Genomic DNA, 13,624 nt, shown 5'->3' with positions numbered 1-13,624 from the left:
AAATACATGTCTACTAATTGGATCGATTGATTCAATAATCTGCTGATTTATGGTATTATATGCTTCGTTTACGATCCGCAGTTCTCTCAAAATGGATATTAGCTCCGAAAAAGTACTCCCTGATTGGAAAGAGGAGTTATCTTTTTCTTCTTTAGTTTTACGAAAAGAATTGTCTGACAATCTTCTTTCATTAGATTTTACTCAGATGACTCCCATTCAAGCGCAAAGCCTGCCTTTGATGCTAAATAGGACTGATGTGATTGCACAGGCGCAAACCGGAAGTGGTAAAACAGTAGCCTTTGGTTTAGGAGTACTCAATCATTTAAAAACTGAGCGAGTTATTACACAGGCATTAATTCTTTGTCCAACGCGTGAACTGGCTGAACAAGTCAGTCAGGTCCTGCGCCGTCTTGCCAGACTGTTACCGAATATTAAAATTCTGAATCTTTCCGGAGGAACCCCGATTAAACCGCAATATGACTCCTTACGACATGGAGCGCATATTATCGTGGGCACACCAGGGCGGGTTCAGAAGCATTTAGATCAGAAAAGCCTGAGCCTGTCTCGTCTGAATACTCTGGTTTTAGATGAAGCGGATCGAATGCTGGATATGGGATTTGCCGATTCCCTGAGGCAAATACTATCTTACTGTCCATCAGAAAGACAGACGCTGTTATTTTCTGCAACCTTTACACCACTTATTAAACAACTGGCACAAGAATTTATGCATCATCCTCAGGAAGTAAAAGCAGAGGAGCAGGAGAGCGTACAAGATATTGAGCAGCGATTTTTTGAAGTACCCAGCCCAAATGACAAATATTCACTATTGAAAAAACTATTGGCTCATTATCAGCCTGCTTCCATTTTGATTTTCTGTAACACCAGGGAAAAAACGCAGGAGTTAGCCGCAGAGCTTAATCATGAGGGGTTTAGCGCTGCTCTTATAAATGGCGATTTGGAACAGGCAGAGCGTGATCAGGCGATTATTCAGTTTGGCAATGGCAGCCGTTCTATTCTGGTTGCGACAGATGTTGCCGCACGAGGTCTGGATATCAAAGAGCTGCCTGCCGTCATTAATTATGAGCTGGCTTTCGAAGCGGAAGTTCATATTCATCGTATTGGTCGTACAGGACGTGCAGGCTGTAAAGGTCTGGCTTTAAGTATAACAACCCCTAAAGATGCCGGGCGCTTATGTGCTATTGAAGAGCTTATGGCAACCGAAATGGTCTGGGGAAGAGAGGATGAATTAACTGGCAAAACTGGCTCAGGTCAGTCTCCTGGAATGGTCACTTTACGTCTGATGGCTGGCAGGAAAGATAAAATTCGACCGGGTGATATATTGGGTGCTTTAACCAAAGATGCTGGATTAAAGGCGGAGGCAATTGGCAAAATTGATATTTTGAGCTCTCATTCCTATGTGGCTATTGAGCGAAGTCATGCGGGGAAAGCCTTTGAACAGTTTCAGAAAGGAAAAATAAAAGGAAAAAAAGTGGGCGTACAACGTCTGCCATAAATAATAAGGTAAATGATGACTCAAACAGGTACAGTACAACGTTTTAATAAAATTAAAGGTTATGGTTTTCTTACCTCCGATAAGGATAAGCAGGAAGTATTTGTACATTTCTCTGAAGTGCAGGGCACAGGATATAAAGAATTAACCATTGGTCAGCGGGTTTCGTTTACCTTAAATGAAGGGGAGCGAGGCGGGTTTGCTACTCAGGTACAAGTAATCGATTAAATACAGATGGGCCGTTTTCTATGTTAGATGTACGCAGTTTAAGTATGGTTTTTGGTAAAAAATCCTTATTCCAGGATGTGGATTTAATTTTATTGCCTTCACAGCGCTATGGTGTGGTAGGTGCCAATGGTACAGGAAAATCAACCTTCTTAAAAATTCTTGCTGGTGAAGAAACGCCTGTCCAGGGTTCTGTGGAAAAGGCGAAAAATTTAAATGTCGGTATTTTAAAGCAGGATCATTTTCGCTATGAAGAGGATAAGCTTACTGACGTGGTGATTCAAGGCAATGCCATCTTATGGGATGCGCTCACTGAAAAAGATAAACTGTACACTAAAGAAGATTTCACCGAGGAAGACGGATATCGCCTTGGTGAGCTGGAAGAAATTGTGATGCATCATAACGGCTACGATGCGGAACAATCAGCAAAAAGTTTGCTCCTTGGTCTTGGGATTGCTGAAAAATACCATAATAAGCCCCTAAGTGCCTTATCCGGAGGTTATAAATTAAGAGTATTACTGGCACAGGTTCTTTATCAGCAACCGGATATTATGTTACTGGATGAGCCCACCAACCACCTGGATATCGTTTCCATCGCCTGGCTGCAGGAATTTTTAAAATCATTTCCAGGACTTCTTATTTTCATTTCGCATGATCGCAGTTTCCTGAATGCAGTATCCACCAATATTCTGGATATTGATTACGATACCATATCCAATTACCCTGGAACCTATGATCAATTTGTGACGGCTAAAGAAGAGCAACTGATATTAAAACAAAGTGAGCTAAAGAATCAGGAAAAGAAAATCAATGCGATGCAAACTTTTGTCGATCGTTTTGGCGCTAAGGCAAGCAAAGCCGCTCAGGCCGCTTCTCGCCAAAAAATGATTGATCGCATTCAATTGGTTGAAATAAAAGATTCCAATATTCAGAAGCCATATTTTAATTTCCAGCAGCGAAGGCCTTCAGGTAAATCGATCATTAATGTTGAAAATATTCATAAAACATTTGGTGAGAAAAAGGTACTAAATCAAGTTGATTTTTCACTTTATCGTAATGATAAATGTGCCATCATCGGGCCTAATGGTATTGGAAAATCCACTCTCTTGAAAATTCTTTTGAACGAGCTTTCTGCGGATAATGGGCGCTTTGAATGGAGCGAAACGGTAACCGTGGGGTATTTTTCTCAGGACTACCGTACTTTATTAGATCCTGAGATGACTATATTAGAATGGATGGAAGCGAATGCGGTGGCTACCTCCCAGGAAATACGCAATATCCTCGGCCAGGTTTTATTTCGTGGTACGGATGTAGATAAAAAAATTGCCATGCTCAGCGGAGGGGAGTCTGCACGCCTGGTTATGGCAAAGATCATCCTGGAAAAACCTAATGTACTCATTCTGGATGAACCCACCAATCACCTGGATCTGGAGTCCATTGATGCTTTAATCGATGCCTTAAGCCTGTATCCGGGAACTGTATTATTTGTTAGCCATAATCGGTACTTTATCGATAAAATTTCTACCAGAGTACTTGTGTTAACCGAGCGTTACGGCGCGCAGAATTATTTAGGAAATTATCAGGGATATCTCGAACAATTTGGTCAGGATTATTTGGGAGCTCTCTGATATTAGGGGTGGAGGGAGTGTTCATTAACTGTGTCATTACTCACAGGCCCGCCGTCATCTCGAACGCAGTGAGAGATCTCCGAATGCTGGCACAAACCAAGATTTGGGAGATCTCTCACTGCGTTCGAGATGACATGCATGCGAAGGATCTCAAGCTGCTTAGAGCTGAGCCAGACTCAGGAGATCCTTCGCTACGCTCAGGATGACGTACCCAGGGAGTTACGTTCTTATACAACTCTTTTCTTAAAAAAAGTATTGTAATGTCAAGACTGGTTCTTCCAAAAAAAAAGAGTTAGAATGCATTTCCGAAAAATCTGTTAGGATTTATTGTCCTGTGAATAAAATAATTCCTGGCTAATAGTTTCAAATTCTGTAATTTCCTCATCTGTTTATAAAACCCTTACCAGCAAAGGCTTGTCATCCCGAATTTACTTTAAATCATGTGTCTGCTTATCCACAAAATCTGTTGATAACTGTGTGAATAGAATGTCAGATACTGGTAATAGAGCAATCAGGCCATCAGCTTCGCAGTTAATATTCAATTAATGTTGTCAGTATAAAATATGTGCATTCCTGTTCGGTGAAAATGAGATACCAAGCCGCTATCATGCCTAAATCAAGATCAGACAAAGAAATTTTCTGCCTCGAAGCCAGGTTAACTGCCTTAATTCTTAAAAATCCACAGACTTTGCCTGCTGTAGAAAAAATGTCCAAAACCATTGCAGATTTATTGACTCGTCAGCAAAACCGACAATTTCTCATAGACAATGATATCTTAACGGATCAGGGGATTAACGATCTTTATAGCGATAACTATTTTGGCACTTTTGGCCCTGCTCTTGATTATTGCCCATTGCAAAGCGATATTATGGCATTAATCATTGATGACCTGACTACTTTCCCGATAACAAACCTTCCGCGAATTATGCATCTGCATCAATTTTTCAGCGAAAAAATTTATGATTTTTTACCTGATCGACATGTGAAGCATATTGTTGAGAAAACCGAGACTAGAAACCTTAGTGTATCACAGCGGGTAGCGAAAAAATTAAGCGCAAGGCCACAGGATATTGATGCCTGCAAAAAGGCTATTCATAAACAAATATTTCAGGAAAATTTTTTAATACCGCGAATGCGTATTAAAGTAAAGGATCAGGGTCAGAAAGTCCGTACCACAGGGATTGCGGATCCAAAAGAGTGTCCCACAAACTTTGAGATCCAGGAGCATACCAATGTTTTAGGTGTTTTTATTCCACCGCCAGATTCTGCATGGGCTGAAGAAATTTCACGGCTAAACCAGCCATTTCTTGCCGGACCTTCAGGAAGTACAGCCGATTCGCTCTTACAGGCGCTATTGATTGGAAATTTCAATAAGGAAGAACTAAAGCAGTATATTACAGCAATCTTTGGGTTCATTGGCGGAGGCGGATTTCACACTGCTCATGAAATCATGTCGGTTGCGAAAATAGCAGGAATTGAATATCAACCAGGCTTTTATAATCATTTTCTTGCAGAAGACTTTTTAAATCTTAAGTCTGTTCAAGATCTTATAAAAGAATACCCTCAGTTTTTTAGTCGTACACTTAGTCGAAACGACTCCTCAATAGTATGTTCAAGACATAGCTTTTTTTCTTTGGCAAAAGAAAAAGTTTGCCAGTTAGGTGAGAAACTACTGGAAAAATCATTAGACGTCGCCGCAGATCTGACTGCTGACTGTGACAGTTATTTTCCTAAACAATATCCAAATTATTGGTCAGCGATTTCAAACCAGTCCTGCGCAATGATTTCAAATACAACGGCTAATGCCTCTTGCGCTCTGGCTCTCCCTGCTGCTTCAGCCTTGCCTGCTTTGCCCTAGGGTTATGAGTTTGTGGCCTGAGCCAGTTAGGTTAGCTCCCTGCATCTATTATGAATATCAGTTGCGGCGATGGCTGCCTGGCTGGTAGCGACACAGATCTGATTCAGTCCATGAACTACATCGCCTGCCGCATAGAATCCTTTGATTGAGCTTTGCTGGTGTTTGTTAACAATAACCGCACCTTCTTTTAACTTTGCACCCACATCTTTCGCCAGTCGGTTATTATATACTGAACCCAGCGCTGAATAGAGGCAATCGAATTTAAGTATTTTCTTATTATCGAAAGTCATTTTGGCCGAGTCAGAAGTTAATTCAATTTCCAGCAAATGATCGTTAACTAAAGTGATATCAGCTTCTTTGATTTTTTTAAAATCTGCTTTACTCCATGCTTCTGTTTCTCCAAGGGTCAGTAAAGACAATTTTGGGGTGTACTCGCGTAAGAATAGTGCTTCCCCTAGTCCTGATTTGTTATAACCAATAACAGCTACTTTTTTATCAATTATTTCAAAGGCATCGCAAACGGGACAATGCCTGATTAATCCTTTTTGAATACCATCGTTTATGTTGCCGAGGCGAGGTTCTATATCTTTTACCCCGGTTGCCAGAATAATATTTTTTGCGTATTGAAATCCCGATTGAGTGCTTACCTGAAAATTGTAATCACCGAGCACTTCAATGGATTCAACGAATTCATGAATAATGGTTGCCTCATAATGAGATAGTTGCTGTCTTAATCGGGTGAGTAATTCCGGGCCCGAGATACCTTGCGGAAATCCGGGATAATTATGAGAGAGCGGGATTTTTTCAGCCCGGCTGATTCCGCCGTCATAAATGAGTATATTACGGCGATAGCGGCTCAGATAAAGGCCTGCGGTAAGACCTGCGGGACCTCCGCCAATGATAATACAATCGAGAATATCATTTTTCATTGTTATTCTTAATGGTTAGCTAAGAATAATTATAGTACTTAAGCCTCGTTTATGATTTTCACAAACTGATTAAACTGACAACGAGACTCGCTTATTGAATTTACATTGTAGATAAATTATGATTGATGCGCATTAATTGCTCATAAACAAAAACAAAGGTTGTAAAAATGAAAAAGATTTTGTCACTGTTTGCTCTTGGCACTTTGATTTGCAGCTGTGCATCCATTCCGGCCGACCCGCAAACAGCCCGTGTCATTGCTTCGCCAAATCCTGTACCCAAGGGTTGCAAGTACTTGGGACAAGTGGTTGGCAATCAAGGTAACTTTTTCACTGGAGGCTTTACTTCCAATCGAAACCTGGAAGAGGGTGCAATGAATGACCTTAAGAACAGAGCTGCAAAATTAGGTGCAAACTATATTCAATTAGTTACCAATCGTGCCGGAGTGACAGGTTCAATGAGCGGCTCTTTTGATCGACGCAGTGGATATATGAGCGGGGGTTCAGAACAAACTAATGTTACCAATCTTGGAAATGCTTATTTGTGTCCGCCTAAATTAATTGGACTAGAGTAGAGAGTTCATCAACTGTGTCATGCCATGTCCAGATTTGGGAGATCTCTCACTGCGTTCGAGATGACGGCGTGGCGTTCAAGATGACGGCGTGCCTGTGAGTAAATAGCCAAAATTTGACAGGTCTTTAGTCTGTACTATACTTAAAGTGTAAGGAAAAGAAACGCCAAAGGGCGTCTCTTGGACCTGCAACAGAAACCATCTTTTTAGATGGTTTTTGTTTTTCTGGCGCTTTGAAATCTCCTGATGCCCTAACATTCACTTGTTAATATTTCAATAATCTAAATTCGCTAAAATAACCCTAATCGTTATTTATCGCGAACTGAAATGGTTGCCAGAAAAAAGCTCAACATTCCCAAAAGAAATCAGGCGAATGTCATTAAGAATTTGAATAAATATCTGGAAAGTCAGAATTTGCCTGTTCGCATGCCTATTGATGGCATATGCCGGGGATTAGCAGTTCTGCGTTGCAAATATATTCTTGAAAACCGTGAAAGCGAATATTTTTCAATAATAGATAAAATAGCTAATCTGGAAAAGCTCGATAAAGACTCTATAAATGAAGTAAATCATTTTGTAGTTGAGACTCTCGTTGCCTTTTCTCCCCATCTTTTTGATTCGACCAAAGAACAAAGGCATTCACTATCCAATCTGTCGATTAATGGCCATCCTCTGAAACCTTCTTTGAAAATGAGCCTGATCGCGAAAGATGAGAAGTGGGTTTCAGTACTTCAGGATATTGATCTTAAGCCCAGGGAGGGAATGTTATTAACACTCACCAATCATGCTGTAAGTGTTTCAAGATTGGAGAATGGCCAGTATCGTCTGGCGGATCCTAATGATCCCGAGGGGTTTATCCACTGTGCCGATGAGAAGTCTTTAATAGCAGGTATTCGTGAAATTGCCAGAAAATGCGGCTGGAAAGGGGATTTAGGTCTTGATTTGGAAGTAGTCAGGCACCCCATAGCTGAGATACGAATTCCTGCGTTGCCTTCTTCTGCTGAACTTTTTTCCCGCTATCTCGATGCAGATGCCGTCTGTAGCCGATGGGATAATGAGCTTAAAAAAGAGGAAAAACTGTCCCAACTCATTTTTGCCTGCCGAAAAAACAATGCCAGGACTGTGAAATTAATTTGTGAAAAGTCGAATCCTGTCGGTACCGATTTGCTCAAGGGATTAACCTATGCCGTAATGAGTAATAATGAAAAAGTGATTGATTATATGCTGGAGAGTGGCAATCAGGAGTTAATAAGCCTGGTTAAACGCCCTGAAATTAGCCGACTGCTTTTTGATTTTGCCTTAATGCGTGGTAAATACGGCAGTTTTAAGTGTTTAATTGAAAATGACGCCACTCAGAATAATTATTTTGATTTAATTTTATCCGGTCAAAATGCCACGCAATATCTGAATCAGGCTGCCTCTGGAGGTAGTCCGGAAATCCTCAGTGATTTACTCAATGACTATCAGCAGAAATCGCACCCAATGTTGTCTAATGAGCAAATAGCTGATCACATTCTAAATAAATATAAGGGTAAGGATGCTATTGAAGCGGCAATTGGAGAAAAAGGAAACTGTGGGATGAGCAACACCAAATCGGTATCTTTGCTGCTTGACCGATTGAAGAAGGCCGACAGGTTCCCTGATGATGAAGTGCTGCTCCATTATACATTGCTTGCCGTGAAGACCAATCAGCCGCATCTGGTAAAATTGCTATGCGATACCATTTCGAATAACCTTGCCAAAGAATCGCGTGAGAGATTGTTTAAATCAATTTATTTAAGTGTTGAGACTGCAAGGGAAACTGATTATTCAGTTTTAAAAGCCCTTGAAGATGCTGGCGCTGATTTTTCTTTTGGAGTCCGTGGAATAATGAAAGAAAAGAGAGGGCAGGCTCCCGGAATACTGCTCAGCATTGGAATTCAACTGTCTAAATTTAGTGATTGGCTGGATGGTATTACCCAGACTAATAATGTCAGCTATTGTAAAGAACGCTTAAAAATGTTTAAGCAGGGTATGGAAAGCGATGAAGCGAGCCCGATACAGGCTATTCCAGCCTTCAGTGGGGCTTAGGCTCCATCGAGAATGGATTGGGTGTTGCAGGCTTTGCCTGTTGAGCTGAATCCAATACCTCAGCCACTGCTACATCAGTTTTCTCAGATTTACTGCCTTGCAAGAGTTCCTTGTATCGATTGCTAATATTCTTTGTTTGATAAGCCTGTTCCTTTAAATCGGGTTTTAAACGCTGAGGATTCATCCCATGGAAACTGGTTTCGTCCAGTTCCTTTACATTTCGAGCAAAACCATAAGTTGGAAAAAAATAATTTAATGCAGGGCTTAGCGCTTTGGGTAAAATCTTTTCAGCAAGAATATGCCCATTCGCGCCATTGGCACAATAAACCCGGGTAGTTTGACAACGCCCGGTTTCAGGAGCAATTTCAGCTCCAAATCCTGAGCGCCACTGGTTCATATCCCCCGTGTGATAAGCGCCTACTACCTCTTTATCTTTTATTACCAGCCCTACGCCCAGACCCCAGCTCACTTGTTTTCTGTCACTTGCATCTATAGTAATTTCTTCCACCAGCATATCTTTTGATTGGGGAAAATAATCATTTTCCATCGTATAAATCGGCTCCTGAGGTTTGAAGGCATAATTCAGGCGCTCATCATTAATCCATGAGCTGACCAAGGCAGCATAGTCCTCAGCCGTTGTTTTTAAGCTATTCGCAGCAACGGGCTCATCGCCATAACTGCTGTGAGACATATTTAAAGCATGGGCCGCAAACACATTTGCCCAGGCCAGCGTTTCCAGATCACTGTGAGTCAGCTCTTCAATCGCCATTTGTAAACAATCAATTCCAGGACCAGAATAAGCATAATAGGCTCCTGGCGCAAACTGAAAGGAGTAGGGCTTTTGCTCCACAATATGCAGGCCAGTCCGATGGGAAAGAATTATTCTTGCATTCAATTGTTTAGCCAGATCCCAATCTTCCGGTTTGAAATTCTTAAGAAAGGGGTTGTCATTATCTGCTAAGGTTTCACCGCTCGCATCTCGAAACACTTGATACAACGGAGTATCCAAATCAAATTGGCTATCCGATGAATTAAACTTGCCAAAACCGGGGATCGCTTCATCGGCATTATTAGCTTCCAAAAGTTTGAGGACCAGATAAGCAAAAACGGGTTTGCTAAGTGAGGCTACCCCAAAAGGGGTTTTAGCCGTTGTTCCTATCGACAGAGTTGAAATATGTGCATCGCTATAAGAAGCAATAGCCGCTCCTTGAATGTTTGCCGAACGCATTAATTCTTCGGTGGAGCTGCGAGTGATTTCATTAATAGCATTGACTTCCTCAGTTGTCTCTAATGCCGGCTGTGCAGGGTGTGCCTGAGGCAGGAGTATTGCCAGTCCTGTGGCCCAGGACTCAGCTGTATGGCCGCCATTATGAAGCTTGCATCCAATATTTAATTTTCTGGCTAAAGTCATAACCGACTGAGTAAGCGGTTCGTCACCCTGGTTTCTATCGCCTGTTTCATGGGTTCCAGCCTGCAGATAAATACTTACCTCCCCTTGGGGAACAGTCTGTCTCGACAACTGGTCATATCCTGTATTCAGCATTTTTAATAAGTATTGCTGCTCTTCCTGATTGCTCAAGGGAGCACGCCAGGTCTCATCGTCTTCATAACGCGCAGGCGATTTATTTTCTTCATTATTCAGGCGCGGGGCAGGAGGGCCCCACCAGACAGCTGGTGATTGAGCAATCACTTGTCCAAAGATTTCAGGATGCATTTTCGCGGTATAAAGCGCCTGAAGACCACCCATGCTTTGACCGCATAGTCCTGTCTTTTTAGGATCCTCAGTCGTTTTCATCCCTGCTTGTTTCAGTGCGCCTGGAATGCTTTTTAGCATTGCATCGGTTTTTAAATCGCAGGCATATTCTCCAAGTCTTGGCATAGAAACCCATTGCCCTTCTTTCTGAGTGGGTGGGGAAGGGGAGACAAAGACGGCAACAATAGGGAGCATGCGGCCGTTTGCAATCAGATTATCCAGAATAGTTTTAGTACCCATGCTGTTTCCAAAAGCATCCTGACGCAAATGCATGCCGCCATCCAGCATCACCTGAACTGGGTAGACTTTGGAGTCTGAAGACTCATATCCCGCTGGAATGTAAACTTCTATTAACTGCTCTCCTGGTTTTATCTGATGATGCTCATCCACTGGTTCACTTAAAATTCCCTCGGCGTTAAGGACTCGCCTTTGGATACTGCCTTTGCTTTCTGTGGGTAACTCAGGATTCTCATAAACCGAAGCTATAATTTTTCCATCCGACAATGCTATTTTGCTGATAATATCGGGTTTCTGAGTTAATTTTCCCGGTTTTACATTCGGGTGCATATAAAAATCGCTGCTCTCATTAGGAGCCATCGTTCTTTTTGCCGTCCATTGACCATTTTTTTGGAGAGTCATGGGGAGCTGATGCGCTTCTCCGGCGGCATCATGATAGCCCAATAACATTTCATATGGGGCAGGAGTTGCAGTGTCTGGGGTGTAAATGAAGGCGGCGCTAATCGCTGATGAATCAGTATCGATAAGTATTTCCACTAATCCGGCGCTGGGTCCATCTATCATGATTTTTAAGGATTCTGGCATGTTGACTCTGATTTAATCTGTTCATTAAATTATAGGTGGTTTGGTGATTTATTCACCAATGCTGTATCGCTTTAGCCTGCGCTGCTACGTACCGCGACTTGTTCGCGGTATCCACCCATAATAATAATCATGAAATGTCAAGACTGGTTCTTTATAAGAAAATTGGATAAGATGCACGCCCGAAAAGCATTATTTTCTCCTTGTGGATAATTTTGCTCTCTTCTTCTGCATTTTCCAGTGCTCCTTTTATAAATCAACCTCATAACCCCCTGTATTTATTCGTTTATTTTACATTTTCCTATTTAATTCCTGCAATTTCACTTATCCACAAAAACTGTGGATAAGCATGTGCATAGTTTTCAGAAATACTGATAATTAAAGGGAATAAGAGACTGCCCAGACATTTCTCAATCTGCTATCTCTGTCAGAGCCACAAACACTAGTGAATAATTGTTTTCATATTTGGAAAGAAATGGTTTCCAAATCAGCTAATTCTATAAAAGTTACTTTTTGATTAAAATAGAACCATTAAGAGCGACTTGTAATCAGTTGCTTGTAATAATGAATATTTTAATAGACGAGGGAAACATTATGAGAAGGCACCAATACGAATTTTTTTTCATTGAGCCAGAAGAGCATGGAGAGCCTGATACCAAGTATTTAGTCTTTTCCTCAGCTTTAATCTCCAGCAGCCTTCGTCACGAAGTGTGCCACGGAAAAGATGGCCGGGTACGGGGATTTCATTTATTAAAAGAGAATGAATGGCTGATTCGTACCAGTTCATTAAAAGGGGTATTAACTATCGATTATAAAAAAGACGGGCAATCCTTATCGCTCCGATGCTATTTGACCACGCGGGGCTGGCGCCTTGATGATGGAAATTCAAGCCGGTTTGACTATTGTACCGATCCGAGTATGTCTGTTCTATATGCCGATCAGCTGCTGGATGTTTTAAATCATTTATCACTATTACAAGGTTTACATCAGGTTCTGCCCGATAACGATATGGCGGCCACAGATGAAATGTTCAGCGCATACTGCATCCATACTCCCTGAATGCTTTCTGCTTTACACGTCCGTATGCATTCAATATAATCTGATTAAAGTACAGTTATCAAATGGGCGGAGATAGTTGATGAGAGGCGGGAAGCGTGAAGGTTCCGGGCGACCCAGGGGCAGCAACCAGTATGGTGAATCCACCAAGGCGATGCGTATTCCGATGTCTCGCATTGAGGAAGTAAAATGTTTGATTACAGGGGCGAATCCAGCGTCCATTCCTTTATACAGCTGTAAAGTGAAAGCTGGATTTCCTTCACCGGCGGATGATTACATTGAAGCCTATGTCAGCTTAAATGAATTTCTGATTAAACATCCCTCGTCTACTTTTCTGTTAACAGCCTCAGGGGATTCAATGAAAGATGCGGGGATCGTCAATGGCGATTTACTCGTAGTCGATCGCAGCCTTGAGCCTGCACATGGGCGAATCGTCATTGCGGCAGTCGATGGGGAGCTAACCGTCAAGCGCTTGTCACGCATCAACGGCCAGGTTCAGCTAATACCGGAGAATTCTGCTTTTTCACCGATTGATATCACTGAAAATCAGGATTTGATTATCTGGGGAGTGGTTACGCATGTCATCCATCAGACTTTATAAGCGCCTCCCCAATGTACTACTTCAGTCGCAAGAAGGTGTAGCCTGTTCCATCAAATAGTTTTAATACCAATCTGGTACCGGTAACCGCGCCTTCACCCTGAACTGGTCCATCATTAATCGATAAAAATCCATTTTCGCATTCCAGTTGATAGGAATAGGTGTTGCCATTTTCAACGTCACCGTGAGCAGTGTAATTGAATCGAAAACTGTTCAATCCATTTTCTCTGGTGAATGAGGCCTGTGCGTCAAATAGGTAAGCGAGATACGGGCTGACATATCGACCTTCTCCCTGCCATGAACGAGGTAAGCCGTCGCAGGTATTGGCAGCAAAAGCGCTGTTTAAGAATACTAATAAAAAATGAAATAACAGTAATTGAGTTTTCGTCATAATTAGTCCTTTAAAGGTAACTTCCAGCCGTAATATGACAGAAAGTAAAGTAGCATGTCGAGTATTATCTGATGCGCCTGTCATTCCCGGACGTTGTTACATAAATGAAGAAAGGTGCACAAAAAACCGTCTTTGCGAGCCTCAGCGAAGCAATCCAGATCTTAACCTTGTTCAAAATTCGATCTGGATTGCTTCACTTTGTTCGCAAAGACGACAGG

11 protein-coding genes are annotated in these 13,624 nt (G+C 41.9%); 8 read left to right on the top strand and 3 right to left on the bottom strand.

All coding sequences use genetic code 11. The features are described from left to right. Positions 1-91 precede the first annotated feature (91 nt). From dbpA to B1207_RS00910, 4 genes are all read left to right on the top strand, one after another. Positions 92-1,513 carry an ATP-dependent RNA helicase DbpA gene (gene dbpA / locus B1207_RS00925; protein WP_112218326.1) on the top strand — a complete coding sequence of 474 codons (1,422 nt, stop codon included), beginning with the start codon at positions 92-94 and terminating at the stop codon, positions 1,511-1,513. A 12-nt stretch (positions 1,514-1,525) separates the two neighbouring features. Further along, complete coding sequence (locus B1207_RS00920) at positions 1,526-1,738, top strand: cold shock domain-containing protein (RefSeq protein WP_112218125.1); 213 nt, start codon at positions 1,526-1,528, stop codon at positions 1,736-1,738. A gap of 20 nt (positions 1,739-1,758) precedes the next feature. Continuing rightward, a complete protein-coding gene (locus B1207_RS00915; protein WP_112218124.1) occupies positions 1,759-3,363 on the top strand; it encodes an ABC-F family ATP-binding cassette domain-containing protein in 1,605 nt (534 codons plus the stop codon). 607 nt (positions 3,364-3,970) lie between these two features. Beyond that, on the top strand, positions 3,971-5,221 hold the full coding sequence (locus B1207_RS00910; protein ID WP_112218123.1) for a hypothetical protein: 1,251 nt from the start codon (positions 3,971-3,973) through the stop codon (positions 5,219-5,221). A 26-nt stretch (positions 5,222-5,247) separates the two neighbouring features. Here B1207_RS00910 and B1207_RS00905 read toward each other — a convergent pair whose 3' ends face one another. Continuing rightward, the gene (locus tag B1207_RS00905; protein ID WP_112218122.1) at positions 5,248-6,150 is read right to left on the bottom strand and encodes an NAD(P)/FAD-dependent oxidoreductase; all 903 of its coding nucleotides are present in this window, start codon (positions 6,148-6,150) and stop codon (positions 5,248-5,250) included. 167 nt (positions 6,151-6,317) lie between these two features. On the opposite strand from B1207_RS00905, the gene B1207_RS00900 reads away from it, so the two are divergent. Together B1207_RS00900 and B1207_RS00895 are read left to right on the top strand one after the other, a co-directional pair. Further along, a complete protein-coding gene (locus B1207_RS00900; RefSeq protein ID WP_112218121.1) occupies positions 6,318-6,722 on the top strand; it encodes a DUF4156 domain-containing protein in 405 nt (134 codons plus the stop codon). Between the two features lie 324 nt (positions 6,723-7,046). Beyond that, complete coding sequence (locus B1207_RS00895) at positions 7,047-8,789, top strand: hypothetical protein (protein ID WP_112218120.1); 1,743 nt, start codon at positions 7,047-7,049, stop codon at positions 8,787-8,789. Here the strand turns inward: B1207_RS00895 and B1207_RS00890 are convergent. After that, positions 8,776-11,364 (bottom strand): alpha/beta hydrolase-fold protein, encoded by a 2,589-nt coding sequence (locus B1207_RS00890; protein WP_112218119.1) that lies wholly within the window; start codon positions 11,362-11,364, stop codon positions 8,776-8,778. The two genes, B1207_RS00895 and B1207_RS00890, sit on opposite strands and share 14 nt — an antisense overlap. A 591-nt stretch (positions 11,365-11,955) precedes the next feature. Here B1207_RS00890 and B1207_RS00885 point away from each other — a divergent pair. Beyond that, complete coding sequence (locus tag B1207_RS00885; protein ID WP_112218118.1) at positions 11,956-12,420, top strand: hypothetical protein; 465 nt, start codon at positions 11,956-11,958, stop codon at positions 12,418-12,420. Positions 12,421-12,496: 76 nt separating this feature from the next. Beyond that, on the top strand, positions 12,497-13,018 hold the full coding sequence (locus B1207_RS00880; protein ID WP_370637198.1) for a LexA family protein: 522 nt from the start codon (positions 12,497-12,499) through the stop codon (positions 13,016-13,018). A gap of 16 nt (positions 13,019-13,034) precedes the next feature. Here the strand turns inward: B1207_RS00880 and B1207_RS00875 are convergent, their stop codons facing one another. Next, the gene (locus B1207_RS00875) at positions 13,035-13,406 is read right to left on the bottom strand and encodes a hypothetical protein (RefSeq protein WP_112218116.1); all 372 of its coding nucleotides are present in this window, start codon (positions 13,404-13,406) and stop codon (positions 13,035-13,037) included. Between the last annotated feature and the right edge of the window lie 218 nt (positions 13,407-13,624).

Origin of the sequence: Legionella quinlivanii (assembly GCF_003265995.1) — a bacterium.
GTDB classification, from domain to species: domain Bacteria; phylum Pseudomonadota; class Gammaproteobacteria; order Legionellales; family Legionellaceae; genus Legionella_C; species Legionella_C quinlivanii_A.
This window is presented reverse-complemented; position numbering and strand designations above follow the sequence as displayed.

What these genes read in the sequence shown, in the direction of transcription:
- B1207_RS00875 (WP_112218116.1), bottom strand. Translation starts at nt 13,406, where the DNA reads ATGACGAAAACTCAATTACTGTTATTTCATTTTTTATTAGTATTCTTA.
- B1207_RS00900 (WP_112218121.1), top strand. Translation starts at nt 6,318, where the DNA reads ATGAAAAAGATTTTGTCACTGTTTGCTCTTGGCACTTTGATTTGCAGC.
- B1207_RS00890 (WP_112218119.1), bottom strand. Translation starts at nt 11,364, where the DNA reads ATGCCAGAATCCTTAAAAATCATGATAGATGGACCCAGCGCCGGATTA.
- B1207_RS00915 (WP_112218124.1), top strand. Translation starts at nt 1,759, where the DNA reads ATGTTAGATGTACGCAGTTTAAGTATGGTTTTTGGTAAAAAATCCTTA.
- B1207_RS00895 (WP_112218120.1), top strand. Translation starts at nt 7,047, where the DNA reads ATGGTTGCCAGAAAAAAGCTCAACATTCCCAAAAGAAATCAGGCGAAT.
- B1207_RS00910 (WP_112218123.1), top strand. Translation starts at nt 3,971, where the DNA reads ATGCCTAAATCAAGATCAGACAAAGAAATTTTCTGCCTCGAAGCCAGG.
- B1207_RS00920 (WP_112218125.1), top strand. Translation starts at nt 1,526, where the DNA reads ATGATGACTCAAACAGGTACAGTACAACGTTTTAATAAAATTAAAGGT.
- dbpA (WP_112218326.1), top strand. Translation starts at nt 92, where the DNA reads ATGGATATTAGCTCCGAAAAAGTACTCCCTGATTGGAAAGAGGAGTTA.
- B1207_RS00885 (WP_112218118.1), top strand. Translation starts at nt 11,956, where the DNA reads ATGAGAAGGCACCAATACGAATTTTTTTTCATTGAGCCAGAAGAGCAT.
- B1207_RS00905 (WP_112218122.1), bottom strand. Translation starts at nt 6,150, where the DNA reads ATGAAAAATGATATTCTCGATTGTATTATCATTGGCGGAGGTCCCGCA.